The following is a 25193-nucleotide window of genomic DNA, read 5'->3' on the forward strand; positions in this document are numbered from 1 at the left end:
AGTAGGCCCTAGTTATTATTTGTTTTAGTGGCTGTTTTTATCCAGTGCTGCGCCCATGAGATAAATTCAGCTTTTGCTTTTGGGCAGCTAAACAAAAATCCTTGTATAGTTAAGTCTGTTTGATAGTGCTTTAGGTAGGCAAGTTCTTCTGGGCGCTCAACACCCTCAGCAACAAGTTGTAGCTGCTCTTGGCTAGTCATATTAATTAATGAGCTGACCACCACTTGCGAAAACTTATCGGTTTCAATATGGCTTATAAAAGAGCGGTCTATTTTAACTTCAGTGAAAGGAAGTTGTTTTAGTTGATTAATATTAGTAAAGCCAGTACCAAAGTCATCCAGCGAAATACCAAAACCAAATATTCTGAATCTATTTAAGGTTTCAAGTTGGGTATAGCTTGAAAGCGCATGTTGTTCGGTTATTTCAACAACCACATCACTGGGAAGCACGGCGTACTTTTGTAATAGCAGCAATAACTTATTAGGGCAGTTCAAATCATTTAACTGGCATGGCGACATATTAAATGACAATTTTAAGCTTTCTCCTAATTGCTCTTTAAGCTGCTTTAAGTCATTGCAGGCTTTTTCAAACAGCGTAAAAGTAATGTCATTGATTAAGTCACATTGCTCTGCAAGGCTTATAAAGCGGCTTGGTAAAATAACGCGTTCGTTTTTATTTGAAACAATGCGAGCCAATACTTCAACACTTTGTATTTGGTTATTGTTTATATTTATTTTAGGTTGGTAATACGGTGTTATTTCATTATTTTTTAATGCGTTAATCAGCTTAGCTTTAGTAATTGGGCGCTCTTTTACAAGTGTGTGGCTGTTTAACTGCGCTATTTTGGCAAGTAACGTATTTACCTGATTTAATTGCACAGGCTTGGTAAGGTTACCAATTAAATGCACATTGTGCTGCTTGGCTAGGTCAGCTGCTAGGCTGATTATTTTAGGGTCCATTTCAGAAATAATAACAATCGCACCGCAATAGCCTATTTCACCTAAATTACGAATTAACTCCATACCATCCATTTCTGGCATATTCAGATCAGTAAATATGGCGTCATAAAAGTTTATATCAGGCTTTACTTTCTCTAATGCTGTAACTGCGCTTAAGCAAGTGGTGACTTCTGGCATTTCGAGCTCATTAAAAATCGCTTTCATAACAATTAAAATGGCTTTTGAGTCATCAACAACGAGTATGTTTGGCAATTGAGTTCGCATTGGTGTCCTTGGTAGTTGTAGCTTACTTCCTGTAATACTAAAAATAGTCGCTTGAATTGTTTTTGTCAGTATTTCAGGCATTTTTACCTTAAATTGTTGCTAATAAAATGATGATAGCTCACTCGTGTTTTTTTGGTGGAAAGGTATACTAGCGGCATAATTTATAATGGTTAGAATAATGATAAAAGTCGAACTCTCTCTGGCAGAGCAACCGTTTACGCTGATGATAGCAGAGCAGCAAGTTGTAAAAATATTTCATGATCAGCAAGCGATTGCATTTGAAAACCCACGTGAAAATTATGTCGAGTTTATGCTTGATGAGCAGTTAATTGGTATTGATAGCAGCGAAGTAAGCCAGCAAAGCTTGGCGCTATATGTAAATAATCAGTTTGCAACTCAGTTAGCTTTACCTGCAGCAGCACAAGGCGAACCTAAAAAAGGGTTTTTAGGGCTCGCGGCGCTTGGCTTTAAATTATTTAAAAGTGCTAAAGTTGTTAAAGTGGCGCTTGCCAGTGCATCGGTGGCTGGTTATGCGTGGCTGTTTACCATTGAATTTGCTTTAATGCTGATTGCTTGCCTGGTGGTACACGAATATGGCCACGTACGAGCTATGAAGTATTTTGGCATTAAAACTAAAGGCATTTATTTAATTCCTTTTGTAGGCGGGTTAGCCGTTAGCGACGATAAAATAACTACGCGCTGGCAAGATGTGGTTATATCACTTATGGGGCCTGCCTTTGGTTTATTTACTTCTGTGCTTGGTGTAGTGCTTTATTACGCTACGGAAATGGAAATATTTGCAGGTGTTGCAGTGCTTAGTGCACTGCTTAATTTATTCAATTTACTGCCTATTTTACCGCTTGATGGCGGGCATGTACTAAAAAGCATAAGCTTCTCAATGCGCTCATGGCTTGGTTTAAGTGTGTGCTTACTTGGCGTGTTATTTGGTTTATGGCTTAGCTATACGTTTGGCTTAATGCTTTTAGTGTTCTTTTTGTTTGTTGGGGCGCTGGAAATTGTGTTTGAATGGCGCGGCCGGCATTACTCACATTTACTACCATTAGATAAATACGGTCAAGGCTTCTCGGCAGTAATGTATGCGCTGGTAGTTGTAGGCCATGTGGCAGTGATGATGCATTTTGCAGATTCTGAAAATCCAATACTTAGCCTACCGATGACAATTTTATCGAGCTAAAAAAAACAGTATGGCAGATCAAATTTTGCTCACCATGCTGTTTTTTGCACGGTATTTTTTAAGGTTTGCATGGCGATAGCAAGATGTTAGTTTTGGTTTGTTTCTTAATGGGGGAATTGGTATGGTGCTATCCCTCAGAATGAAAAATAACAAGAAGCCGTGAGCTGATAAAATTATGGATGATGCGATAAAACAACAAGTAAACCAAAGTACAGTGGAATCTTTATTGTACACGCTTTATTGGTTGGCCTTTTTTTCACTGGCGCTCCCAATGGCTTCATACTTGATTATTTTTTTATCGGGTGGTGGGGCATTATTATTAAATGACATTACTCATTTAGAGCAACTAGATTCGAATCCCGGCTTAGTTTTTATATCTACCTTCCTCACTGCTGTACTTACGCTGCCATTTTTAAAGTCTACTCTTGATGCGCAAAATAAAAGCGAAGTTATTGGGCGCTTAGCAATAGAGAAGGTGGCTCTTTTTCCTTTAATCATTACAGTGCTATTAACAGCGGCTTACGTTTTACTGGAACAATGGCTTTTTGGCTTTATGGAAGTCGCCTTGCCAGGTTTTATGTCAGAAGTTGAAGCACAAACAAACTCGCTTTTAGCTAAAATTATGCTGTTTTTAGCAGCAGTATTTATTGGGCCTATATTTGAGGAAGTAGTTTTTCGAGGAGTTGCATTCTACAGGCTGAAAAAAACAGCCTTGGGAGCTATTGGCGCAATTATTATCCCAAGTATCGTGTTTACATTGTTACATGGGCAGTATGATCAAGTTGAAATTTTTACTTTTCTGTTTGTGTTTTCTTGTTTGATGGGATTAATTCGTCATCTATCGGGTAACTTGTGGTATTGCATTATCGCTCACATGATCTGTAATTTATTAGCACTAGGTGAGATTATTTGGTGAGGTTAAATGACTTATCAGTTAACTTTACTTTCTTACTTAGTTCTTTTGGTTTGCAGCTAGCAAGCGCGATATAAAATCGCGCCTATTTATTACCAAAATACTCACGGATAAAAGCTCAATACCAACGAAATAAACACCCCAGTAATAATCAGCTGTACCACGCAAAACCCCATAATATCTTTAGCTTTTAACCCTGCAATGGCTAATACCGGTAATGCCCAAAAGGGTTGAATTAAATTAGTCCAAGCATCTCCCCACGCCACAGCCATAGCAACCCGCGCTATATCCGCACCAAGCTCTTGTGCTGCAGGTATAACAATAGGCGCTTGTACTGCCCATTGTCCGCCACCTGAGGGCACAAACATATTAACGAGTCCTGCACTAATAAAGCTGTAAAATGGCAAGCTATCGGCATCTGCTATGGCAATAAAGCCCTGTGATATTTGTTGTGCTAGCCCTGTATCGACCATTACCGCCATAATACCGGCATAAAAAGGGAACTGAATTACAATTCCCGCGCCACTTGGAATCGCTTGTTGTAGGCTATTTAGTAAATTGTGGGGGGTCTGATGTAGTGTGATAGCTAAAAATAAGAAAAGCGCTATCACGCTGTTTAGATTTAAGCCGCCACCTGCGATAAAAAAGTAATAACCTAAGTAGGCAAGTCCGAGTAAGCCAATGCCCATGCCAAGCAGTTTGCTTTGCTCTAAATGTTGCGCAGGGCGTGTTATTGTTACTTTATCGGCTAAAGTGTTCTTAAGCAGTGATGGGTCAATATAAACACTGTCTTTTTCACTCGGTAGCATATAACGGTTAACCAACGGCATAATAATAAATAAGCCAATCAGAATCGCAATGTTAAAACCTGCGAACAAGGTTTGCTCGGTGCCAATGATGCCCATTGTTGCCTGTGAAAAATGCCCTTCGCTGGCAATGGTTAGTGGTACGGAACCTGCCAATCCGCCGTGCCATACTACAAAACCTGAGTAAGCACTTGCTACTAATAGCCGATAATCTACTCGAGTTTGTTTGGCAATTGCTTTAGCAAATAAAGCCCCAATTACTAAGCCAAATCCCCAATTAAGCCAGCTTGCTAACAGCGAAATAAATGTCACTAAAATAATGGCTTTTGGAGCCGTATTAGCAAGCGTTGCTAATTTTGTTAATAACTTACTTATTAACGAGGTACTGGCGAGCATGTAGCCTGTTACTAGCACCAACAGCATTTGCATGGCAAAGCTTAGTAAGTTCCAAAACCCGCTACCCCATGATGTGATTACCTCAAGTGTAGTTGCAGGAGTCGCTAAATTCGCAATACCCAAGGTAATAATAGTGAGCATAATGACAAATATAAATGGGTCGGGTAAGTAGCGCTCGACGAGCTTAGTAAACGGGCTGGCAACTTTATTGAGCATAATTAATAACGAGTTAGTGAAAACTTATTTGCTAATTAATCATGAAATCTTAGGATTAGCAAACACCGCTTTGAATAACCACTCAGTAAGGCAGATTTTTTAAAGGTTGCTGATGAGGAGAATGTTACTAGCAAATATTTACCCTGGCAGATATTTGCTAGTTTTATAATTAAGCGTTGCCTAACACATGTTTTAAACGATTTTGTACTTCTTGCACCAGTAAGTCAGGCTGAAATTTTGATAAAAATGCATCACAGCCGACCTTTTCCACCATGGCTTGGTTAAAGCTGCCACTTAGTGAGGTATTAAGTACCACATGTAAGTTTTTTAAGCGGTTGTCGTTACGTATTTCATAGGTTAATCGATAACCATCCATTGAAGGCATTTCGGCATCAGTAATCACCATAAGTAATTCTTTTTCAACATCGCGGCCTTCATCGGCCCAACTTTTAAGCATATTGAGTGCTTCCAAGCCATTACTGGCAGGAACGATTTCGATACCAAGCTGCGATAGCGTATCGCTAACTTGCTTGCGTGCTGTTGGCGAGTCATCAGCATGTAGTATTTTTCGCCCAGAGAATTCGTTAACTATAGTTTGGTCTAACACCCCATCTGAAATATTAACCTCGTACTCAACTATTTCAGCCAGTACTTTTTCTACATCTATAATTTCTACCAAGTGCTCCACGTCGTCGCGCTGTACTTTAGTAAGTGCAGTAATGTAATGATTTTTACCCACTGAGCTGGGTGGTGGCATAATATCAGACCAGGTCATGTTCATGATTTGATCAACTTTACCAATTAAAAAACCTTGGGTGGTACGGTTATATTCAGTCACTACTAAATTACAATCTTCACCATGCTCTTTGTGCGACATAGAAATGGCTTGGCGTAAATCAATCACCGGAATAGATTCACCTCGTATATTGGCAACACCCGTCACCTTAGGGTGAGAGTGCGGTATTTTGCTTAAACGGGGAAGCTTCACCACTTCTTTAATTTTAAATACATTGAGTGCGAATAAATGGCGACTATGTAAATAAAAAAGTAGCAATTCTAAACGATTCTCACCTACAAGCTGAGTACGTTGATCAACTGACGCTAAAACACCTGACATAATAGATCCATTCTTTCCTCATAACTTAATAACTATAGTTTACTCTTATTTTTATTCATAACGAACCGTGAATATTTCGATTACAGTAAAACGTTGCTTAAGTGTTATGATGTGCAGTATCGTGTTACCAAATGATTCAAATAATCAATCGATTAACAAAAAATTATGCATCATATTTTTAAACGTATTGTTGTGCTGTTGCGCAGTCACATTGATCAGGTTAGTTGGCAGTCTGTTGTAATAGCAACGTCTTTACACATGCTACTTACTTGGTGCTTATTATTTATGGCTAATGAGCAAGCACTACTTTCGCCAGGGGCCTTTTTTTACTACTACACGGTAACCACTTCAACGGTAGGGTATGGAGATTTAAGTCCATCATCTGACTTGGGCCGTTGGATTGTCGCATTAATACAAATACCCTTTGGTTTGGCTTTATTTGGTGTCTTGTTAGGTAAAACAGGGCAAACAGTAACTTACTTAATTAGGCGCGCTATGACTGGTGATAAAAACTTTGCTCACAGTAGTAATCACATTATTATTTTTGGTTGGCATAATGCTCGAACAAAAAAAATGATCGACTATATTTTGGCTGATACTAAACGTACAGACCGCCGTATTTTATTGGCGGTTACTGAACAAATAGAGCATCCATTTTTAAGTAATGAGAATGTTGATTTTGCTCGTTTGACTAGTTTTACCGATTTGGATGAATTAGAACGCGTTGCCATTCGCCATGCCGATAAAGTGATTATTGATGGCCAAGATGACGACCAAACATTTACTACCGCACTGCGTATTAGCCGTTTAGTCAAAGAAGATTGTCACATTAGCGCACACTTTTTTGATGAAACGAAAGTGGAAATGTTATTAGAGCATTGCCACAATGTAGAGTGTAGTAGCACTAAGTCAGCAGAGATTTTGGTGCGCTCAATGCAAGACCCAGGTTCAAGTCGAGTTCAAGAAGAGTTGTTATCTACTTTGCATGGTGATACGCAATTTAGCCTACAAATACCCAGAGATATAAAAACCATGGAATTTGGTAAATTATTTCATCATTTTAAGTACGATCATGATGCAATATTGTTAGGTGTAGCTCATAATTTAAGTGCAAAGAATATGGATTTAAATCCACCTCTAGATTATGCAGTAAATGCGGGTGATATTCTGCATTACATCGCGCAAGAGCGGGTGTTAAGTGGTGAAGTTGATTGGCTTAGCTTGGAAAAATAATGACTGAAGTTGCTTTTTTAATTATTGTTTTGTGTGCTTATATTTTTCCTATCATGATAATTCTTAACAGTAAGCGTAGCCAAGGCCATGAAAAAAATGGCTGGCTAGTCGGCGCTATCTTCTTTTCGTGGATAGCGCTGATTCTTTACTTTTCGATTGTGCCCAAGCAAGGGCACGCCAAGAAAAAGTAAAGAATGAGTACCTTTTGTTACTTATTCTAATTGTCTCAGTTTATGCTCAACAAGTGGGTCGTCAGGCACGAGTTGTTGAGCAACTTCTAATAGCTTAATGGCATCATTTGGGCTTTCGTCTTGATGCTTAATAGCTACTTCTATTAAAGGTTGAATATCAATTTTTGCTTGATGCTCTTTAACGTGCGCTGCTTTTTCGTCGATTAAAATAGTGTGAGCCGTACTTAATAACGCTTGGCGATGTGCCGATTTAGCGTTGGCTTTATTAAGCTTTTTATAATAATCCTCTCTTAAACGCAGTGTTTTTGTTTGCAGCCTAAATTGCGCGATGTCGATTTGCTGATCACGAATAAAATCAACCGCTACTTGTTTATAAAAGCCAAACTTATTTAAATAGGTGGCGTGAGTGCCGTGACCCATACCAAACACGCGTAAGTGAGTGAGCTGTTTATAGCGTCTAGCATGTTGGCGGTCAATACGATTGGTTGGGTCGTAAATAATGTAACCCTTGGCATCCCCTAAGTCTAAATCATGGTAGTCACCTTGCCAGTCATATTGCTGAGCAATTTCAGTACTTGAGCGGTCATCCCAAGGGGCGATAAGTTTGTTTTTGGTGCTAACAGGATGGAAAAGCAGTACTTTATCGAGTTTGAGTAACTTAGCAAATGCACCCACAGCAAAGCCGCCACGACTGAGCCCATAGCCTAACTTAGTTTTAAAAGGAGAGAGTAAAGTTGATAGCTGCTCAATAAAAAAGATTAAATTGCGGTTACGAAACCAATTGCTTTTACCCAAATGCTGAAACGCAATAATATTAACATCTTGCTTTTGCGCTAAATGATAGCCCCAAGGGGCAAAGTCTTCATTTAGATCGCGTTCTTGTATATCGGTGCCCGCAGGAGAAAAAGTAAAAAGTAGGGGTTTAGTGAGGTCAACAAAGTGATATTTTACATACACATCACCGAGTAAATCTCCACCAGAGGTTGGTAGTTTTGCTTGCCTCTCATCATCGCTGAGAGTTAACCATTCATCTAACCAATACAGTAATTTCATTTTTCCTCCAGTAAACGCAAGCCGCAGATCATAACAAATTTGGCTCCATAAGAAAATCGAGCGGTGACATGCTGCGCTGGTGGAGTACTATTTTAATGAAGAAAATGTAGTTATTTTAGTGGCTTATTTCGCCATATTTAAAATTTCATGCCAATCATTTTCGGTCACTGGCATGACCGATAAACGCCCGCCTTTTTTAAGTGCTATATCAGTTATAGCAGTATTTGCTTTGATCGCTTGCAGGCTGACTAAACTACTCAAATGCGCCTGATAGGTTATTTCTACCACAAACCAGCGAGGGTTTTCAGTGGTTGCCTTAGCATCGTAATAGTCGCTACTTAAATCAAATTGCGTTGGATCAGGGTAAGCAGCCTTAGTAACCACACCAAGTCCTGCAACGCCAACCTGTTTGCAGCTAGAATGATAAATCATCACTAAGTCGCCCTGTTTTACATCATCGCGAATAAAGTTACGCGCTTGGTAGTTGCGTACACCTTCCCATAGCGTTGTTTTCTCTGGCGCTTGCTTTAAGTCATCAATTGAAAAGGCGTCGGGTTCGGTTTTAAAAAGCCAAAATGCCATATTAAATTTCCTCAATCAGTGAGTTAGTATTTTTTAACTATTGTATAGTATCATTTATAAATTAGGGGATTGAGGAAGAAATAATGAGCCAAGTATTAGATGATTTATTATCGTTGTTGTCACTTGAAGAAATTGAACAAGGTTTATATCGAGGACAAAGCCAAGATTTAGGTTTTAGAGCGGTGTTTGGCGGTCAAGTTATGGGGCAAGCGCTTTCAGCAGCTAAAGAAACACTGCCTGCGGGGCGTATTGTTCATTCCTTACATTCTTATTTTTTACGTCCAGGCGACGCTGCAAAACCGATTGTGTACGATGTAGAAACTATACGTGATGGTAAAAGTTTTAGCACTCGACGTGTCAGTGCGATTCAGTACGGTAAACCTATTTTTTACATGACAGCGTCGTTTCAAGGTGAAGAGCAAGGGTTATCGCATCAGGCAACCATGCCTGATGTTCCAGCTCCTGAAGAACTGCGTTCTTCGTTAGAGTTTTATCAAGAAAATGCACAGCATATTCCTGAAGCAATCCGTAATAAGTTTATTCGTGAAATGCCGATTGAAATGCGCCCGGTGAACTTTCATAACCCCTTTAAACCTGAAGCCCTAGAACCGGTAAAACATATTTGGTTTAAAGCCAATGGCGATATGCCGGACGATCAACGTATTCATAATTACTTATTGGCGTATGCGTCTGACTTTGAGTTTTTACCAACCGCGCTGCAGCCACATGGTGTGTCGTTTATGCAGCCGAATATGCAAGTAGCGACTATAGATCATGCTATGTGGTTTCATCGTCCATTTAGAATGGATGATTGGATGTTATATACCATTGATAGCCCAAGCGCGAGTTCGGGACGAGGGCTGGTACGTGGGCAGTTTTTTGACCGCCAAGGAAATTTAGTTGCCTCGACGATTCAAGAAGGGGTAATGCGCCAGCGCTAACTCTTTAAAATCCACTATATTGAGTTAATTCAATACAGTGGATAATAAGAGTATGTTACTGACATTGAGCGTGAACAATGTCAGTAATTGATTGCCAAATACGTGCTGGCAACAGTGTTTGCAGTTGCTTGTAGGTCTCGCACAGCTCTTGGCTTCCTTGTAAGCCTGTATCAGATTCACTAATAAGCTTTTGTTCGCGAAGATTGGAAATAAAACTACTAAGTACCTTCTTATCAAAAAACTCCGGCGTTTTAATACCATGTAACGTACCCAAACGCTGTGCCAACACATAGCTTTCACGTTCCAGTTCTGCTTTTGCAATACCTTGGCTGGTTTGAATAAAGCCAATCACAATCGCATAACGTTGCAGAGTAAAGCTTAATGCACGACCAAGCATTTCGAGTTTGGCAAAGCTATCGTTATTTTGAGTCACTTTAATGTTATCACCATCAAGCTCAATTAAGCCTTGATCGCTAAAGTTAGTTAAAATGCGGGTTACATAGCTTTCATCAAGCTCTTGTAAATACCACTCTTTGGCGAATAACGGATAAAAAGATTTTACCAATTGATGGCAGCGAGTAACGCTACTTTGATGCTGCTTGAATAAATGCAGGGCAACTAAACTAGGCACTGCAAAAATATGCAAAATGTTATTACGGTAATAGTTAAATAAGGTTTTTTCTTTATCGTTTATCGCAATAATTTCACCAAACTCATCACTGATCACATCAAACTTATTCAACTTTAAGGCGTGTTCTAGCAGTTGCTCTGGCGTTTCATCGGGTGCGGTTATTTTATTGCTGTAGCTAGCTTCACGTTGTAATCGCAAATAAAACTCAAGCTGAGCTAGCAGTTTAGGTTTACTCAATGCGTGCTTATCGTTGACTAGCAGAATCATCGCCAGTAAGTTAACTGAGTTAAGTGCGGCTGCATTGTTAATTTTAACCATAACTTGATCAGCAAGATTAGCCACCTGCGGCCCTAACCATTGTGGCTTTTGCACGTCGGTAGCATGAATTGACTCGCGCCAGTCTGGCTGGTTGTCATTTAGGTATTGGTTAATAGAAATAGGGTCACCAAAATTTAAATAACCACGACCATAGTTTTTTAAGTTTTTAATCGCTTTAAAAATACCTAATATCGACTCGCCCTTTTTATCATTACCCGCGAGCTCTTTTAGGTAGGTGTTTATTTCCATTACGTGTTCGTAGCCTATGTATACAGGCACAATGGATACTGGGCGATCAATACCGCGCAGCATTGCTTGTAATGTCATGGCGAGCATGCCGGTTTTTGGGGGTAGTAAACGTCCGGTTCTGCTGCGGCCACCTTCGGTATAAAACTTAACCGAATAACCTTTTATAAATAACTGGCTCAAGTACTCTTTAAATACCGCTGAGTAGAGTTTGTTACCAGCAAATGAGCGACGAATAAAAAATGCACCACTGCGGCGGAATATGCCACCTGCAGGGAAAAAGTTGAGGTTGATCCCAGCTGCAATATGCGGTGGTACAAGGCCTTGATGATAAATAGAGTAGGTTAGCAGTAAGTAATCCATATGACTTCGATGACAAGGCATGTAGATTATTTCATGGCCTTTATTGGTTAGGTCATGAATTTGCTCGGTGTACTTTATATCAATGCCATTATAAAGCTTATTCCAAAGCCACGTTAATATACGATCCGCAACGCGGATGGTGGCATCACTATAATTAGCGGCAATTTCATCCAGCAACTTCAAGGCGTTTTGTCGCGCTTGGGCTTGGCTGATGTTTTTTTCAGTGGCCTCGGTTTGAATTGCTTTTTTAATTGTGGGTGATGCTAGTAGTGAGCTAAATAACTGATCACGAGATGGGATTTTAGGCCCTGTAGCAGCCAGCTTTTGACGCTTAAAGTGAACTCGAGCTACACGCAACAGCTTATGAGGAAGTTCATTAACGTCGGCTTTTTCATTAACCAATAAAGATAGGTCGAGTGGCTGGCTAAATCGAATAAAGTTATCTCTTCCTGAAAAAAGTACCACAAAGATTTTTCTAAACCAGCTGGGCGTAAGTGAGTGCGAAAGTAAAGTGCTTAATCCTGGCTTTTCTTTACCCGGCGCTCTGCCCCATAAAATAGTCACAGGCACAACCTGCACATTTTTTTGGCCACTATTTAATAAATGCTCAACAATGTGTTTGCCTTGCGCTAATGCATTGGTAGGTTTTTCTTTATCACCAAATAGCGGGGGAGGGTTTTTAATGCCGATAAAGCGATCTAACGCCTCGTCACCTAATACTTGCTGCTCTGTTGGGTCTGGTAAACCATTTCGTTTACAAACACGTGCCAGTGCCGCTAAATCAAAGCGTGAATTTAAACGCACTATATAAAAGGTCGGGTTTTTAGGGTTTAGCTCAAATTGCTCTAAAGGTTTTTCAGGCAGTACTTTGCTTTTAACAAACAAGCGGCTAATACCACCAGAGATAAGATTTAAACCATAATTTAAAATACGCATTGACTCACCATAAGAGAGTAGTTACCCAAACCAATATGGGTATATAACAGCAAAATTAGCGCATAGGATAACATAATATCTAAAAAATCCCCTGCAGATTAATCGACAAGCTATGACATTATAAAGACATCATCACTTCCATTGCGTTCACTATTAATAAACTTAGCTATTTTTTAAACGACAATAACAAAGTAATAATGTCTAAATAGTTGTTGCATTTATCACCAGTATCATTATAATACGCAGGCTTTCAAAATTCCCTCGGGAACAAGAAAGAATAAATTAAGCTTGGATTTCAAGCTAATAAACAGGAGTTCCGATTTGGAACTCAACGTAGATATAATCAAACAACCGGCATCTTAATTATTAAGATTGTTTCGGTCGTTTTTTTATGCTCTTTAAATGCTCTTTATATTGAGGTTTAAGAATGTCAAATCAACGCATTCGTATTCGCCTAAAAGCTTTTGACCACCGTTTGATTGACCAATCAACGGCGGAAATCGTGGAAACTGCGAAACGCACTGGCGCACAAGTACGTGGTCCAATTCCACTACCTACACGCTTTGAACGTTTTACTGTACTTACATCACCGCACGTTAACAAAGACGCGCGTGATCAGTACGAGATCCGCACCCATAAACGTCTGATCGACATCGTAGAACCAACTGACAAGACTGTAGACGCACTTATGCGTTTAGACCTTGCTGCTGGTGTTGATGTTCAAATCAGCCTGGGTTAATCGGAAGATTAGAGAGGTTTTAGGAAAATGGCATTAGGTCTAGTCGGTCGTAAAGTGGGTATGACACGTATCTTCACTGAAGATGGTGTATCTATCCCTGTGACAGTTATTGAAGCGACTCCTAACCGCATTGCTCAGATCAAATCTGACGCAACAGACGGTTATAACGCGCTTCAAGTAACCGCAGGCACTAAAAAAGCAAGCCGTGTAAACAAAGCAACAGCGGGTCACTTCGCTAAAGCTGGTGTTGAAGCGGGTCGCGGTCTGTGGGAATTCCGCCTAAATGGTGGTGAAGGCGATTTTGAAGTAGGCGCTGAGCTTACTGTTGAATTATTCAACGAAATCAACAAAGTTGACGTAACCGGTACTTCTAAAGGTAAAGGTTTCCAAGGTGGTGTTAAGCGCTGGAATTTCAGCATGCAAGACGCTACACATGGTAACTCTCTATCTCACCGTGCTCCTGGTTCAATCGGTCAAAACCAATCACCTGGTAAGGTGTTTAAAGGTAAGAAAATGGCCGGTCAAATGGGTAATGAGCAAGTAACAACTCAGAACCTTGAACTAGTTCGCGTTGACGCTGAGCGTAACCTGCTTTTAGTTAAAGGTGCAGTACCTGGCGCTATCGGCGGTGACGTTATCGTTAAACCAGCTGTTAAAGCATAAGTCCTGGAGATTTAGTGATGGAATTAGCAATTAAAGACGCTTCTGGCGCTCTTGAAGTTTCTGAAGCTACTTTTGGACGTGAGTTTAACGAAGCATTAGTACACCAAGTAGTTGTTGCATACGCAGCAGGTGCTCGTCAAGGTACTCGTGCTCAGAAGACACGTTCTGAAGTAAGCGGTGGTGGTAAAAAACCATGGGCTCAAAAAGGTACTGGCCGTGCACGTGCTGGTACAATCCGTAGTCCAATTTGGCGTTCAGGTGGCGTTAGCTTCGCAGCTAAACCACAAGACCACAGCCAAAAAGTAAACCGTAAAATGTACCGCGGTGCGATCAAAAGCATCTTATCTGAATTAGTTCGTCAAGAGCGTTTAATCGTTGTTGAAAGTTTTGGTCTTGAAGCACCAAAAACTAAAGAACTAGTTGCTAAGCTTAAAGAACTTGAGCTTAAAGATGTTCTTATCGTGACTGAAGAAGTAGATGAAAATCTTTTCTTATCGGCACGTAACCTGTACAAGGTTGACACACGTGATGTAGCTGGTATCGATCCTGTAAGCTTAATTGCTTTCGATAAGGTACTAATTACAGCTGCTGCTGTTAAGCAACTTGAGGAGGCGCTAGCATGATCCGTGAAGAACGTCTTTTAAAAGTGATCCTTGCTCCACACATCTCTGAAAAAAGCACAATTGCTGCTGAAGAAAACAACACTATTGTTTTCAAAGTAGTAAATGATGCAACTAAAGCTGAAATTAAAGCGGCAGTTGAGAAGCTTTTTGAAGTAGAAGTAACTGGTGTTCGCACACTTAACGTTAAGGGTAAAACAAAACGTACTGGCATGCGTTTCGGTCGTCGTAGCGACTGGAAGAAAGCTTACGTTACTCTTAAAGAAGGTAGCGAGCTGGACTTTGTCGGCGGCGCCGAGTAATAAGGGGAGTTAGAATTATGGCACTTCAAAAGTGTAAGCCAACTTCTGCGGGTCGTCGTCACCTAGTTAAAGTGGTTAACCCAGATTTACATAAGGGTAAACCTTACGCACCACTATTAGAGAAAAACTCTAAATCAGGTGGTCGTAATAACAATGGTCGTATTACGGTTCGTCATATCGGTGGTGGTCATAAGCAGCATTACCGTTTAATCGATTTTAAACGTACTAAAGATGGCATTCCAGCCACTGTTGAGCGTTTAGAATATGATCCAAATCGTAGCGCAAACATCGCTCTTGTATTATATGCAGACGGTGAGCGTCGTTACATTATCGCACCTAAAGGCTTAAAAGCTGGCGATGCAATCCAGTCTGGTGTTGATGCACCAATCAAACCTGGTAATGCATTACCAATGCGTAATATGCCTGTAGGTTCGACTGTTCACAACGTAGAATTAAAACCAGGTAAAGGTGCTCAAATCGCACGTTCTGCTGGTGCATACGTTCAAATCCTTGCTCGTGATGGTCAATATGTAACATTACGTCTTCGTTCAGGCGAAGTTCGTAAAGTTGAATCTGATTGTCGTGCTACGCTAGGTGAAGTAGGCAATGCTGAGCATATGCTTCGTTCACTTGGTAAAGCAGGTGCAAATCGCTGGCGTGGTATTCGTCCGACAGTTCGTGGTGTTGCCATGAACCCGGTTGATCACCCACACGGTGGTGGTGAAGGTCGTACATCTGGTGGTCGTCATCCTGTGTCTCCATGGGGTAAACCGACTAAAGGTGCTAAGACGCGTAAGAACAAGCGTACGGATAAATTTATAGTACGTCGTCGTACTAAGTAATATTGAGGAATAGCCATGCCACGCTCTCTCAAGAAGGGTCCTTTTATAGACCTACACTTGCTGAAGAAGGTAGAGAAAGCTTTGGAAAGCGGTGAAAAGAAGCCAATTAAAACTTGGAGCCGTCGTTCAATGATCATACCTAACATGATCGGATTGACCATTGCTGTCCATAATGGTCGCCAGCATGTACCAGTTTTCGTTTCTGACGAAATGATCGGTCACAAACTAGGTGAATTTGCACCAACTCGCACTTACCGTGGCCATGCTGCGGATAAGAAAGCGAAGAAACGTTAAGAGGGGAAGATAAATGCAAGCATTAGCTAAACATAAATTCGCCTCTGGTTCGGCGCAAAAAGCACGTCTAGTTGCAGATCAGATCCGCGGGTTACCTGTCGATCGCGCACTAGAAATCCTGGCGTACAGCCCGAAAAAAGCGGCTGTATTAGTTAAGAAAGTACTTGAGTCTGCTATTGCTAACGCAGAGCATAACGAAGGTGCTGACATTGATGAGCTACGTGTAACAACGATCTTTGTGGACGATGGTCCAACAATGAAACGTATTATGCCACGTGCTAAAGGACGCGCAGACCGCATCCTTAAGCGTACAAGCCACATCACTGTTGTGGTTTCAGATAGCTAGGAGATATAAGTAATGGGACAAAAAGTTCATCCTACTGGTATTCGCCTAGGTATATCTAAACCTTGGGTTTCTACCTGGTACGCGAATTCAAAAGATTTCTCTGCACAGCTTTTTGGCGATCACAAAGTACGTACATTCCTTACTAAGGAATTGAAAGCGGCTTCTGTGTCTAAAATCGTTATTGAGCGTCCAGCAAAATCTATCCGAGTAACTATTCACACGGCTCGTCCGGGTGTTGTTATCGGTAAAAAAGGCGAAGACGTAGAAAAATTACGTCAAGCGGTAACTAAAATCGCTGGTGTACCTGCTCAGATTAATATTTCTGAAGTACGTAAACCAGAACTAGATGCACAACTAGTAGCAGACGGCATTGCCTCTCAGCTAGAGCGTCGTGTTATGTTCCGTCGCGCTATGAAGCGTTCGGTACAAAATGCAATGCGCATCGGTTCTAAAGGGATTAAAGTTGAAGTTAGCGGTCGTCTTGGCGGCGCAGAAATCGCACGTTCAGAATGGTATCGTGAAGGTCGTGTACCTCTACATACTCTTCGTGCTGATATCGACTACGCAACTTCTGAAGCCTTAACCACTTACGGTATCATTGGTGTTAAAGTTTGGATCTTCAAAGGCGAAGTTATTGGTGGTTTACCACTAGTACAAGAGCAAGAGAAGCCAGCTAAACGCGCACCAAAGAAAGCCAAAAAAAGTGCTAAGTAGAGGTAGCGAGTAATGTTACAGCCAAAACGTACAAAATTCCGTAAAATGCATAAAGGCCGCAACCGTGGTCTAGCGCAAAACGGTAACAAAGTAAGCTTCGGTACTTTCGGTTTGAAAGCTACTGGTCGTGGCCGCATGACTGCTCGTCAAATCGAAGCAGCTCGTCGTGCTATGACACGTCACGTGAAACGTCAAGGTAAAATCTGGATCCGTGTCTTCCCTGACAAGCCGATCACAGAAAAGCCTCTTGAAGTTCGTATGGGTAAAGGTAAAGGTTCTGTTGAATATTGGGTTGCTGAAATTCAGCCTGGTAAAGTACTTTACGAAATGGAAGGTGTTTCAGAAGAGCTTGCTCGTGAAGCGTTTAACCTTGCTGCTCGTAAGCTGCCATTCAAAACAACTTTCGTAACTCGGACGGTAATGTGATGAAAGCAAACGAACTAAAAGATAAAAGCGTAGAAGAGCTTAATGCTGAACTTCTAGGTCTTCTTCGTGAGCAGTTTAACCTGCGCATGCAAGCAAGCACTGGTCAGCTAGCTCAGACACACACGCTAAGAACAGTACGTCGCGATATCGCGCGTGTAAAAACAATTATTAACCAGAAGGCAGGTCAATAATGAGCGATAAAATTCGTACTCTTCAAGGCCGTGTAATCAGCGACAAGATGGAAAAATCTTTCACTGTTGCTATCGCACGTTACGTGAAGCACCCAATCTATGGGAAATTCATCAAACGTACGACTAAGTTACACGTACATGACGAAAATAACACTGCAAAAGCGGGTGACACTGTCACTATCCGTGAATGCGCTCCAATCTCTAAGAACAAATCTTGGACTTTGGTAGATGTTGTTGAACGTCCAAAACAAGCTTAATTTTTAATTAAGTCTGTTTTATAAGAAACCCCAGCTTTTGCTGGGGTTTTTTTTGCGTTTAAAAAAGCGATAAGTTTGAAGCTTTCAGCCTTCAGAAGTAAGTAAATTATAGCGCCGAAGTTTGGGTTGAGTGTTACGAACCTAAGTGCAAAAAATAATATTATAAAATAGGTGTAAGAAAAGCCTTTGCAAATGCAAAGGCTTATGCTTTTCTGTAAAGCCCGAAGCCTTTTACCAAATCATCTCTACAAACTCAGGATGATCGATATACGGGTTACGGTTTCCCTGAAATTCAAACGCTGCTTGGTTGCGGTCTAATTCCATTTGGCTAACAGGATCGTTGTTATGCCACTTTAACAGCATGGCCACAACCCAGCTTTCAAATACTTGGGTACTGGTGCCATTAAGCACGTCATTACTAGCTGCGGTGTTATTTTGCCAAGCACCAATTACGTTTTGATAACGGGTTGCCATGTAAAAATAAGCACGAGCAAAGTCACCTTTAAATTCATCAATAGGTTCAAACACAGTACCGTTGTAATTAATCGTATTACTTGCAGAGCCTAATTTACTGCCGTTGGTTGAGGTAAACGAAGCGCTTGCTACTTCACCGAATGGGAAGTTGCTTCGTTTTGAATTTACATAACCGTCAGTGGCGTAAATATGATGAACATCAGAATTCATCGGTTCAACTTTTCCACCAAACCAACTTTTAGGGAACGAATGCTCTCGGTTGTAGCAATCTGCCTCACCACTGTAGGTGCCACATTGATCGCTAACGGCTGTGTATGTGTAGCTATCAGAGCCATTGGGCTTCTCGCTGTACATATCTAAAATACTATTATCGTTTTCATAGTATTTATCACGCGCCGATGCGTCGTAAAAATTCCAAATAGCGGAATACCCCTGAGCATTATGATTATTAATAATGTTATAAAGCTCAGTTTTTAGCGTGTAACCAGACAAGCCTTGAGTTGTCACATAGTAGCCGGTTGGCGTCGGTGTTGGCTCAGTGCTTCCTAATGAGAAAGCGGTAGCTTCGGTTGTTTGAAAACTAGCTCCACTGGCGAGCAATGTGCTTTCATTATTCAAGGCGTAGCTACCACTGCCATATGAACAGCAAATACCATCGCCATAGCTGTCATTAATAGTAAATGTATACTCACCATCGGCTACGCATAATTGTTCGGTATATTGGGTGTTTGCAGCATACCCACTTCCGCTTGCAACGACACCGGTTTGGTTGTGCGCTATTTGCCAGCTGGTTTCTTCGCCGTAGTTATCTGTGGTTAGGCTAAAAGTAAGGCCGTTATCTGCGCAGCTTGGAGAGCCACTGCTGTCATTACTAGGCAAGAAGTTATCAATATAAACTAACTCGCTACCATCAAATCCCGTTGTATCATAAAAGCGTAAGCCGACATCAATGGTTTTATTACTATCGGCTGTGTAGCTGTAAGTAATGGTTTGCCATTGGTTGGTTTGTGCTGGATTTGAATAGCCTTGATAACCATCTATCAACAAACGCGCCTTAAGATGGCCTTCGGTATGATACACATCTACTGAGAACTCATAAGTTTTACCCATTTCAACAGCGACTTGCTGCAAAAAATCAGTATTGCTTTGTGTGCCTGTATTAACGCTAATCGCTGCTGCTTGTGAGCCTGTGCTTACGACTGTGCTGTTGGCAGATACGTTAATACCGCTATCAATCACTGTCCACGCATCTGGGGTGTTGCCACTGTATTGTTCAAAGTTGCCATTAACCACATTAGCCATCGCGGGTAATGAGGATAATAACAAGGTGCTCAAAAGTAATTTGTTTTTATATATACCGTGTAACATAGGTGTTCCTATTTATATTTTTGCGTAATATACCTTAGAACATTAAAGTTACAAAATTGTTAAATTAAAATTTCATAAAAGACAATAAAACCCTTTTAGGTCTATTTCGCAGGTTTTTAGGTAACTTAATAACTAAATGGAATATCAAAGCAGATTCTATTCTTTTTTTATCTATGCTTAGGCGGCTATCCTGCATACTCAATTAACCTCAACAGAACTTTCTGAGTGAGGTGGCACTCATTTTAAACAATGTGAACAAGCATTGTGTTTAACGTTCAGGGTTATGAGGAAAAATTCATGTTGTTAGGTCAACTCAATGCGCTAGCAAGTCCGCTTTCGCAAGAGCAAGTACAAAAGCTACAAGGTTTAGTGGCTGAGCTTAATCCAATTCAGCAAGCGTGGGTTAGCGGCTACTTAGCTGCTAATGCTAATTCTGCAGCGCTAGGCGCGCCAGCTTCAGTTACACCCGCAACCTCGGAAGCGGCAGCGTTGACCATTTTATATGGTTCGCAAACAGGTAATGCTAAAGCGGTGGCGACTAAACTTAAAGAGCAAGCTGAGTCTCGCGGCTTAGCAACAAAACTGGTTAGTATGTCAGATTACAAACCGACAGCCCTGAAAAAAGAAAAGTTTTTAACCGTTGTTGTATCAACTTACGGCGAGGGTGAGCCACCAGAAGACGCCGAAACACTGTATGAATTTTTAATTACTAAAAAAGCGCCAAAGCTTGATGGTGTCAAAGTTGCAGTATTAGGTTTAGGTGATTCTAGCTATGAATTTTTCTGCCAAACCGCTAAAGACTTTGAAGAGCGTTTAACTAAATTAGGTGCAGAGGTTATTCATCAACGCGCCGACCTAGACGTTGATTATGATGACGAAGCAGCCACTTGGATTGAGGGCGCATTAAATGCGTTTGAGCCAGATTTAAAAGCCCAGCAAGATGCAACTAGCGGTCAAGTTGTATCAATGCCATTTGGCGCTCCTGCAGCAGCGGCTAGTCAGTACACAAAGCAAAATCCGTTTGCGGCAGAGCTAAGCTTAGTGCAAAAAATTACCGGTCGTGATTCAACCAAAGATGTACGCCATGTTGAAATTTCACTAGAAGGGTCAGACATTACGTATACACCTGGTGATTCACTCGGTATTTACTTTTTAAATGATGAAGCCCGTGTAGATGAGCTACTAGCGCAAACGCAAATTGATCCAACTAGCCGCGTTAAACTTGGCGATGAAGAACTCAGCGTACGTGATGCCTTAATTGAAAAACTAGAGCTAACACAATCCTACCCTGGGTTTGTTGAAAAGTACGCCACGGCTACAGGCACGCCTGAGCTGCTTAAACTAGTAGAAGATAAAGGCGCAATGCGCGAATACATTGAGCCTCGTCAAATCTTTGATGTGGTTGCACAAAACCCAGCTAAATTAGAAGCGCAAACACTAGTTGATTGCCTGCGTAAATTACAAGCACGTTTATATTCAATTGCCTCTAGCCAAGCTGAGGTTGAAGATGAGGTGCACTTAACTATTGCATTGGTTGAGTTTGAAGCGTTTGGCACAGAGCACTTAGGTGGTTGTTCAGGGTACTTAGCACGCCGCGCAGAAGAAGGCTGTAAAGTAAAAGTATTCAGTGAACATAACGATAACTTCCGCTTACCAGTAAGCGATGACACACCAATTATTATGGTTGGCCCAGGTACTGGTATTGCGCCATTTCGCGCCTTTTTACAAGAGCGTGATGCACGAGAAGCAACAGGTAAAAACTGGCTGTTTTTTGGTAACCCACACTTTACTCAAGACTTCTTGTACCAAGTAGAAATTCAAGGGTATTTAAAGTCAGGTTTACTAAGTAAGGTCGATGTGGCGTTTAGCCGTGACCAAGCAGAAAAAGTTTATGTACAAGACAAGTTACGTAAAAACTCAAAAGAAGTGTTTGATTGGTTAGAAGCAGGTGCTCATTTTTATGTGTGTGGCGATGCTAACCGCATGGCAAAAGATGTGCACAATGCCTTAGTTGATATCATTAGCGAAAACACTGGTAAAAGCTATGAAGACGCAGAGCAGTACTTAAAAGACTTAAAAAGCGCAAATCGCTATCAGAAAGACGTGTACTAAGTGCACATTGCTTACTTTATAAAAAATAACGCTAACAGCCGTCACTGTAACAAATTTAGGATTAAACATGAGCGAACAAGATAAAAACGTAAAGCTTTCTGATAACGAGCGTTTGAAAAGAGAAAGCAACTTTTTACGTGGCACCATAGAGCAAGATTTAAAAGACGAGATCACCGGTGGTTTTACCGCCGATAACTTCCAGTTAATTCGTTTTCACGGCATGTATCAACAAGATGATCGCGATATTCGTCCTGAACGTGCTAAACAAAAGCTAGAGCCACTGCATAATGTGATGCTGCGTGCACGTATGCCTGGCGGTATTATTAAGCCAGAGCAATGGCTTGCAATTGATAAATTTGCTGGTGATAAAACCAGTTATGGCAGTATTCGTTTAACTACTCGCCAAACATTTCAGTTTCATGGTGTATTAAAACCTGAAATTAAAGGTATGCACCAATTGCTTAATAGTGTTGGAATTGATTCTATTGCCACCGCCGGTGATGTTAACCGTAATGTATTATGTACTACCAATCCGGTTGAGTCTGAGTTACATCAAGAGGCCTACGAGTGGGCGGCAAAAATTTCTGAACACTTATTACCTAAAACGAAGGCATACGCTGAAATTTGGCTCAATGGCGAAAAATCTGAAACTACAGAAGAGCCTATTTTAGGTTCAACGTATTTACCGCGTAAGTTTAAAACTACAGTGACGATCCCACCTAACAATGAGGTGGACGTACATGCTAACGATTTAAACTTTGTGGCGATCGCTGAGGATGGCAAACTCGTTGGTTTTAACGTGCTAGTAGGCGGCGGTTTGGCGATGACCCATGGCGATACAGCAACCTACCCACGTAAAGCTGACGACTTTGGCTTTATTAGCCTAGAAGATACGTTAAAAATTGCTGAGCACGTGGTATCTGTTCAGCGTGATTGGGGCAACCGCTCAAATCGTAAAAATGCAAAAACTAAATACACACTCGATCGTGTTGGCACTGAAGTATTCAAAGCTGAAGTTGAAAAGCGCGCAGGCGTGAACTTTGCACCAAGCCGCCCTTATGAGTTTACTCACCGAGGGGATCGTATTGGTTGGGTAGAAGGCATTGATGGTAAGCACCACTTAACCTTATTTATTCAAAGCGGTCGTATTTTAGACTACCCAGATAAGCCGCTTAAAACAGGGTGTCGCAAAATTGCAGAAATTCATCAAGGTGATTTTCGCATGACGGCAAATCAAAACTTAATTATTGCCGGTGTACCGGCCGATCAAAAAGCAGTAATTGAAGAAATAGCCCGCAATCATGGTTTGATTGACGATAAGGACACTGAGCAACGCAAAAATTCAATGGCGTGTGTGGCATTGCCAACTTGCCCATTAGCTATGGCCGAAGCTGAGCGTTACTTACCGAGTTTAATTGAAAAAATAGAAGGCTTATTAGCCAAACACGGGGTACCAAATGACAGCATTATTATGCGTGTAGTTGGTTGTCCGAATGGCTGTGGTCGTGCCATGCTAGCAGAAGCAGGCTTGGTCGGCAAAGGCCCTGGTAAGTACAACGTTTACCTTGGGGGGAATACTGAGGGTACACGTATTCCAAAGCTTTACCTTGAAAATGTTGGCGAAGAGGTTTACTTAGAAGCATTCGATAAACTCATTGGGCAATGGGTTAGTGAGCGTAATGATGGCGAATGTTTTGGTGATTTTGTTATTCGCAAAGGTATTGTTGCAGAAGTAAAAGTATCCGTTACCGATTTTTACGCATAATTTAAAAGCAGCGCAAAGCGCTGGTGAGGTTTAAAGTTGACCATGAGTGAATTTAAAAACATATTACAGCTAGATAAGCAAAGCCAACAGGCTATGTTAGCTGATGCGAACGGTTTGCTGGCTGACATGAGCGCAGAGCAGCGCGTTGCATGGGCACTTGAAAATTTGCCTGACACTGCGTTTTTATCATCGAGCTTTGGTATTCAGGCTGCAGTTATGTTGCATTTAATGACTGCACAGCGCCCAGATATACCTGTGGTATTAACCGATACAGGCTACTTATTTCCAGAAACCTATCAGTTTATAGAGCAAATGACTTCGCAGTTATCACTTAACCTAAAAGTGTATAAAGCGCAGCTGAGCCCTGCATGGCAAGAGGCTAAATTTGGAAAATTATGGGAGCTAGGTGAGGCAGGCATTAAGCAATACAACCAGCTCAATAAAGTAGAGCCAATGACACGCGCTTTAAAGGAGCTAAATGCGAGCACTTGGTTTAGTGGCCTACGTCGAGATCAATCCTCAAGCCGTGCTGAAAAGCAAGTACTAGAAATAAGCCGAGGTACGGTAAAAGTGTATCCCATTATTGAATGGAATAATCGCGATGTATATCAGTATCTAACAAAGCATAATTTGCCATACCATCCATTATGGGAGCAAGGTTATGTGTCGATGGGGGATGTGCACACCACGCGTAAACTAGAGCCCGGCATGAGTGAAGAGGAAACCCGTTTTTTTGGCTTGAACCGTGAATGTGGCTTACATATTGATGGTGATGGAATTTAATTACCTTATTATTCAAAGCTATAAAATGAAAAAAACGCAGCCTTTGCTGCGTTTTTTATTGTTTAATATTTGCTGAATTGATTCTTTTTTATTATATTGGTTGTGATGATGGATTAAACACACAGCAGGAACGCTATGAAATACTTCACCTATTTAGCAGTGTCAGTGATGATAATTGCTGTTATCTTATTGTTTTATATTAAAAAACCCAATGGCCAGCCTTGGCTAAGCACCTCTCATATTTATAATGAATCAACAGAGATCAAGAATGAAATGATAGCGCTTTCATCTAGCGCGTTAGATAGTATTACCTCAGCAATTACCACAGCGGGTGAAAAAATCACTGGGGCTACCTTTGAGACAGAAACTCCTAAGCCAATTTATAAATGGCAAGACGAGCAAGGACAATGGCATTTCTCAGATGTACCAAACAAGAATGGTAAAAGCGAAGTGGTAAAGCTTAACCCCGCCGATATTAATGTCGTGGTTGCAGAAGATACCGCCATTTTGAGTGGCAGTGCTAAATCAGCAGTAAAGCCTTTTCCTCAGCGAGCACCAGCGATATACAACAGTGAATCAATTAATAAGCTGTTTGAAGATGCTGAAAAAGCTAAAAAGAGAATAGAGCAACGCAGTAAAGAGGTCGAAAGTTTTAGCGGCTTTTAGTTTTGAGGTGTTTTTGCTGTGTCTTCAAATAACGCTTTTCTGCTTCCATTAATAATATAGTTAAGTATATTTTTGTGGGCAACGATAAAAGTACGCCAATTGCAATACAGGCAGCTGCAGTAATAATACCTTTAATGCCGAACTGGTTGGTAAAGTAGCTCGATACAATTAAACCATGGCCTGTCACTATTAAGCACAATCCAAGCAAAATCGATGTTTTAAGTAGTCTTATTATTACAATTGAAGACATAGCGACCTCTGCGCAGCGTGT

At 41.1% G+C, this 25193-nt stretch carries 28 protein-coding genes; 20 read left to right on the plus strand and 8 right to left on the minus strand.

Annotated features, from left to right (window positions below):
* Positions 1–8: 8 nt before the first annotated feature.
* Positions 9–1223, minus strand: a complete 1215-nt coding sequence (locus tag AN392_RS08360; protein WP_055012445.1) for an EAL domain-containing protein — start codon at positions 1221–1223, stop codon at positions 9–11.
* Positions 1224–1401: 178 nt separating this feature from the next.
* Between AN392_RS08360 and AN392_RS08365 the strand changes: the two genes are divergently transcribed.
* Both AN392_RS08365 and AN392_RS08370 read left to right on the plus strand, forming a co-directional pair.
* Positions 1402–2418 carry a metalloprotease gene (locus AN392_RS08365; protein WP_055012446.1) on the plus strand — a complete coding sequence of 339 codons (1017 nt, stop codon included), beginning with the start codon at positions 1402–1404 and terminating at the stop codon, positions 2416–2418.
* A gap of 283 nt (positions 2419–2701) precedes the next feature.
* Entirely contained in the window at positions 2702–3334 is a 633-nt protein-coding gene (locus tag AN392_RS08370) for a CPBP family intramembrane glutamic endopeptidase (RefSeq protein ID WP_235575579.1), read from the plus strand.
* Between the two features lie 101 nt (positions 3335–3435).
* Here the strand turns inward: AN392_RS08370 and AN392_RS08375 are convergent, their stop codons facing one another.
* Both AN392_RS08375 and AN392_RS08380 read right to left on the minus strand, forming a co-directional pair.
* Positions 3436–4749, minus strand: a complete 1314-nt coding sequence (locus AN392_RS08375) for a short-chain fatty acid transporter (protein WP_055012448.1) — start codon at positions 4747–4749, stop codon at positions 3436–3438.
* 169 nt (positions 4750–4918) lie between these two features.
* The gene (locus tag AN392_RS08380) at positions 4919–5866 is read right to left on the minus strand and encodes a chemotaxis protein CheV (RefSeq protein ID WP_010391933.1); all 948 of its coding nucleotides are present in this window, start codon (positions 5864–5866) and stop codon (positions 4919–4921) included.
* Positions 5867–6031: 165 nt separating this feature from the next.
* On the opposite strand from AN392_RS08380, the gene AN392_RS08385 reads away from it, so the two are divergent.
* Together AN392_RS08385 and AN392_RS08390 are read left to right on the plus strand one after the other, a co-directional pair.
* Positions 6032–7099: a potassium channel family protein gene (locus tag AN392_RS08385; RefSeq protein ID WP_055012449.1), complete on the plus strand. Its 1068-nt coding sequence runs from the start codon at positions 6032–6034 to the stop codon at positions 7097–7099.
* Positions 7099–7290, plus strand: coding sequence for a hypothetical protein (locus tag AN392_RS08390; RefSeq protein ID WP_010391937.1), 192 nt, complete (start codon positions 7099–7101; stop codon positions 7288–7290). The genes AN392_RS08385 and AN392_RS08390 overlap by 1 nt, the downstream gene beginning before the upstream one ends.
* Before the next feature lie 21 nt (positions 7291–7311).
* On the opposite strand, the gene AN392_RS08395 is transcribed toward AN392_RS08390, so the two are convergent.
* The gene (locus AN392_RS08395) at positions 7312–8343 is read right to left on the minus strand and encodes a hypothetical protein (RefSeq protein ID WP_055012450.1); all 1032 of its coding nucleotides are present in this window, start codon (positions 8341–8343) and stop codon (positions 7312–7314) included.
* Between the two features lie 123 nt (positions 8344–8466).
* Positions 8467–8925, minus strand: coding sequence for an EVE domain-containing protein (locus AN392_RS08400; RefSeq protein WP_055012451.1), 459 nt, complete (start codon positions 8923–8925; stop codon positions 8467–8469).
* Between the two features lie 83 nt (positions 8926–9008).
* Between AN392_RS08400 and tesB the strand changes: the two genes are divergently transcribed.
* Entirely contained in the window at positions 9009–9866 is an 858-nt protein-coding gene (gene tesB, locus AN392_RS08405; RefSeq protein ID WP_010391943.1) for an acyl-CoA thioesterase II, read from the plus strand.
* Between the two features lie 55 nt (positions 9867–9921).
* On the opposite strand, the gene plsB is transcribed toward tesB, so the two are convergent.
* On the minus strand, positions 9922–12360 hold the full coding sequence (gene plsB, locus AN392_RS08410; RefSeq protein WP_055012452.1) for a glycerol-3-phosphate 1-O-acyltransferase PlsB: 2439 nt from the start codon (positions 12358–12360) through the stop codon (positions 9922–9924).
* Positions 12361–12787: 427 nt separating this feature from the next.
* Here plsB and rpsJ point away from each other — a divergent pair, with 427 nt between their 5' ends.
* Genes rpsJ through rpsQ form a run of 11 tightly spaced genes read left to right on the plus strand, consistent with a single transcriptional unit; the run spans position 12788 to position 17754 of the window.
* Positions 12788–13099, plus strand: coding sequence for a 30S ribosomal protein S10 (gene rpsJ / locus AN392_RS08415; protein ID WP_002957900.1), 312 nt, complete (start codon positions 12788–12790; stop codon positions 13097–13099).
* A 27-nt stretch (positions 13100–13126) separates the two neighbouring features.
* A complete protein-coding gene (gene rplC / locus AN392_RS08420; RefSeq protein WP_008108338.1) occupies positions 13127–13762 on the plus strand; it encodes a 50S ribosomal protein L3 in 636 nt (211 codons plus the stop codon).
* A 17-nt stretch (positions 13763–13779) separates the two neighbouring features.
* Positions 13780–14385 (plus strand): 50S ribosomal protein L4, encoded by a 606-nt coding sequence (gene rplD / locus AN392_RS08425; RefSeq protein ID WP_008108340.1) that lies wholly within the window; start codon positions 13780–13782, stop codon positions 14383–14385.
* Positions 14382–14684: a 50S ribosomal protein L23 gene (rplW, locus tag AN392_RS08430; RefSeq protein ID WP_006791359.1), complete on the plus strand. Its 303-nt coding sequence runs from the start codon at positions 14382–14384 to the stop codon at positions 14682–14684. Before rplD ends, rplW begins: the two co-directional genes overlap by 4 nt.
* A gap of 17 nt (positions 14685–14701) precedes the next feature.
* On the plus strand, positions 14702–15526 hold the full coding sequence (gene rplB, locus AN392_RS08435; protein ID WP_007376192.1) for a 50S ribosomal protein L2: 825 nt from the start codon (positions 14702–14704) through the stop codon (positions 15524–15526).
* 15 nt (positions 15527–15541) lie between these two features.
* Positions 15542–15820, plus strand: a complete 279-nt coding sequence (gene rpsS, locus AN392_RS08440) for a 30S ribosomal protein S19 (protein WP_004588689.1) — start codon at positions 15542–15544, stop codon at positions 15818–15820.
* A gap of 13 nt (positions 15821–15833) precedes the next feature.
* On the plus strand, positions 15834–16166 hold the full coding sequence (rplV, locus tag AN392_RS08445) for a 50S ribosomal protein L22 (RefSeq protein ID WP_004588690.1): 333 nt from the start codon (positions 15834–15836) through the stop codon (positions 16164–16166).
* Positions 16167–16178: 12 nt separating this feature from the next.
* Positions 16179–16880, plus strand: a complete 702-nt coding sequence (gene rpsC / locus AN392_RS08450) for a 30S ribosomal protein S3 (RefSeq protein ID WP_008108350.1) — start codon at positions 16179–16181, stop codon at positions 16878–16880.
* Between the two features lie 12 nt (positions 16881–16892).
* Positions 16893–17306, plus strand: a complete 414-nt coding sequence (rplP, locus tag AN392_RS08455) for a 50S ribosomal protein L16 (protein WP_008108352.1) — start codon at positions 16893–16895, stop codon at positions 17304–17306.
* Positions 17306–17497 carry a 50S ribosomal protein L29 gene (gene rpmC, locus AN392_RS08460; protein ID WP_008108355.1) on the plus strand — a complete coding sequence of 64 codons (192 nt, stop codon included), beginning with the start codon at positions 17306–17308 and terminating at the stop codon, positions 17495–17497. Before rplP ends, rpmC begins: the two co-directional genes overlap by 1 nt.
* Positions 17497–17754 carry a 30S ribosomal protein S17 gene (rpsQ, locus tag AN392_RS08465; RefSeq protein ID WP_008108356.1) on the plus strand — a complete coding sequence of 86 codons (258 nt, stop codon included), beginning with the start codon at positions 17497–17499 and terminating at the stop codon, positions 17752–17754. Before rpmC ends, rpsQ begins: the two co-directional genes overlap by 1 nt.
* Positions 17755–17985: 231 nt before the next feature.
* Here the strand turns inward: rpsQ and AN392_RS08470 are convergent, their stop codons facing one another.
* Complete coding sequence (locus AN392_RS08470; protein WP_055012453.1) at positions 17986–19596, minus strand: endonuclease; 1611 nt, start codon at positions 19594–19596, stop codon at positions 17986–17988.
* Positions 19597–19893: 297 nt separating this feature from the next.
* On the opposite strand from AN392_RS08470, the gene AN392_RS08475 reads away from it, so the two are divergent.
* From AN392_RS08475 to AN392_RS08490, 4 genes are all read left to right on the plus strand, one after another.
* A complete protein-coding gene (locus tag AN392_RS08475) occupies positions 19894–21708 on the plus strand; it encodes an assimilatory sulfite reductase (NADPH) flavoprotein subunit (protein WP_055012454.1) in 1815 nt (604 codons plus the stop codon).
* 67 nt (positions 21709–21775) lie between these two features.
* Positions 21776–23473, plus strand: coding sequence for an assimilatory sulfite reductase (NADPH) hemoprotein subunit (cysI, locus tag AN392_RS08480; protein ID WP_010391980.1), 1698 nt, complete (start codon positions 21776–21778; stop codon positions 23471–23473).
* A gap of 42 nt (positions 23474–23515) precedes the next feature.
* Positions 23516–24256, plus strand: coding sequence for a phosphoadenylyl-sulfate reductase (locus tag AN392_RS08485; protein ID WP_054202789.1), 741 nt, complete (start codon positions 23516–23518; stop codon positions 24254–24256).
* A gap of 135 nt (positions 24257–24391) precedes the next feature.
* Positions 24392–24922, plus strand: coding sequence for a DUF4124 domain-containing protein (locus AN392_RS08490; protein WP_055012455.1), 531 nt, complete (start codon positions 24392–24394; stop codon positions 24920–24922).
* Here the strand turns inward: AN392_RS08490 and AN392_RS08495 are convergent.
* Positions 24909–25172, minus strand: coding sequence for a hypothetical protein (locus AN392_RS08495; protein WP_041709663.1), 264 nt, complete (start codon positions 25170–25172; stop codon positions 24909–24911). The genes AN392_RS08490 and AN392_RS08495 overlap by 14 nt on opposite strands.
* Positions 25173–25193 lie beyond the last annotated feature (21 nt).

The sequence above is a fragment of the Pseudoalteromonas sp. P1-16-1b genome, assembly GCF_001401785.1.
GTDB classification, from domain to species: Bacteria; Pseudomonadota; Gammaproteobacteria; order Enterobacterales; family Alteromonadaceae; genus Pseudoalteromonas; species Pseudoalteromonas undina.

What these genes read in the sequence shown, in the direction of transcription:
- rpsQ (WP_008108356.1), top strand. Translation starts at nt 17,497, where the DNA reads ATGAGCGATAAAATTCGTACTCTTCAAGGCCGTGTAATCAGCGACAAG.
- rpsJ (WP_002957900.1), top strand. Translation starts at nt 12,788, where the DNA reads ATGTCAAATCAACGCATTCGTATTCGCCTAAAAGCTTTTGACCACCGT.
- AN392_RS08490 (WP_055012455.1), top strand. Translation starts at nt 24,392, where the DNA reads ATGAAATACTTCACCTATTTAGCAGTGTCAGTGATGATAATTGCTGTT.
- AN392_RS08365 (WP_055012446.1), top strand. Translation starts at nt 1,402, where the DNA reads ATGATAAAAGTCGAACTCTCTCTGGCAGAGCAACCGTTTACGCTGATG.
- rplD (WP_008108340.1), top strand. Translation starts at nt 13,780, where the DNA reads ATGGAATTAGCAATTAAAGACGCTTCTGGCGCTCTTGAAGTTTCTGAA.
- rpsS (WP_004588689.1), top strand. Translation starts at nt 15,542, where the DNA reads ATGCCACGCTCTCTCAAGAAGGGTCCTTTTATAGACCTACACTTGCTG.
- rpsC (WP_008108350.1), top strand. Translation starts at nt 16,179, where the DNA reads ATGGGACAAAAAGTTCATCCTACTGGTATTCGCCTAGGTATATCTAAA.
- AN392_RS08395 (WP_055012450.1), bottom strand. Translation starts at nt 8,343, where the DNA reads ATGAAATTACTGTATTGGTTAGATGAATGGTTAACTCTCAGCGATGAT.
- AN392_RS08380 (WP_010391933.1), bottom strand. Translation starts at nt 5,866, where the DNA reads ATGTCAGGTGTTTTAGCGTCAGTTGATCAACGTACTCAGCTTGTAGGT.
- AN392_RS08470 (WP_055012453.1), bottom strand. Translation starts at nt 19,596, where the DNA reads ATGTTACACGGTATATATAAAAACAAATTACTTTTGAGCACCTTGTTA.
- AN392_RS08375 (WP_055012448.1), bottom strand. Translation starts at nt 4,749, where the DNA reads ATGCTCAATAAAGTTGCCAGCCCGTTTACTAAGCTCGTCGAGCGCTAC.
- rplC (WP_008108338.1), top strand. Translation starts at nt 13,127, where the DNA reads ATGGCATTAGGTCTAGTCGGTCGTAAAGTGGGTATGACACGTATCTTC.
- AN392_RS08475 (WP_055012454.1), top strand. Translation starts at nt 19,894, where the DNA reads ATGTTGTTAGGTCAACTCAATGCGCTAGCAAGTCCGCTTTCGCAAGAG.
- plsB (WP_055012452.1), bottom strand. Translation starts at nt 12,360, where the DNA reads ATGCGTATTTTAAATTATGGTTTAAATCTTATCTCTGGTGGTATTAGC.
- AN392_RS08385 (WP_055012449.1), top strand. Translation starts at nt 6,032, where the DNA reads ATGCATCATATTTTTAAACGTATTGTTGTGCTGTTGCGCAGTCACATT.
- rpmC (WP_008108355.1), top strand. Translation starts at nt 17,306, where the DNA reads ATGAAAGCAAACGAACTAAAAGATAAAAGCGTAGAAGAGCTTAATGCT.
- AN392_RS08390 (WP_010391937.1), top strand. Translation starts at nt 7,099, where the DNA reads ATGACTGAAGTTGCTTTTTTAATTATTGTTTTGTGTGCTTATATTTTT.
- tesB (WP_010391943.1), top strand. Translation starts at nt 9,009, where the DNA reads ATGAGCCAAGTATTAGATGATTTATTATCGTTGTTGTCACTTGAAGAA.
- AN392_RS08360 (WP_055012445.1), bottom strand. Translation starts at nt 1,223, where the DNA reads ATGCGAACTCAATTGCCAAACATACTCGTTGTTGATGACTCAAAAGCC.
- rplW (WP_006791359.1), top strand. Translation starts at nt 14,382, where the DNA reads ATGATCCGTGAAGAACGTCTTTTAAAAGTGATCCTTGCTCCACACATC.
- AN392_RS08400 (WP_055012451.1), bottom strand. Translation starts at nt 8,925, where the DNA reads ATGGCATTTTGGCTTTTTAAAACCGAACCCGACGCCTTTTCAATTGAT.
- rplP (WP_008108352.1), top strand. Translation starts at nt 16,893, where the DNA reads ATGTTACAGCCAAAACGTACAAAATTCCGTAAAATGCATAAAGGCCGC.
- AN392_RS08485 (WP_054202789.1), top strand. Translation starts at nt 23,516, where the DNA reads ATGAGTGAATTTAAAAACATATTACAGCTAGATAAGCAAAGCCAACAG.
- rplV (WP_004588690.1), top strand. Translation starts at nt 15,834, where the DNA reads ATGCAAGCATTAGCTAAACATAAATTCGCCTCTGGTTCGGCGCAAAAA.
- AN392_RS08495 (WP_041709663.1), bottom strand. Translation starts at nt 25,172, where the DNA reads ATGTCTTCAATTGTAATAATAAGACTACTTAAAACATCGATTTTGCTT.
- rplB (WP_007376192.1), top strand. Translation starts at nt 14,702, where the DNA reads ATGGCACTTCAAAAGTGTAAGCCAACTTCTGCGGGTCGTCGTCACCTA.
- cysI (WP_010391980.1), top strand. Translation starts at nt 21,776, where the DNA reads ATGAGCGAACAAGATAAAAACGTAAAGCTTTCTGATAACGAGCGTTTG.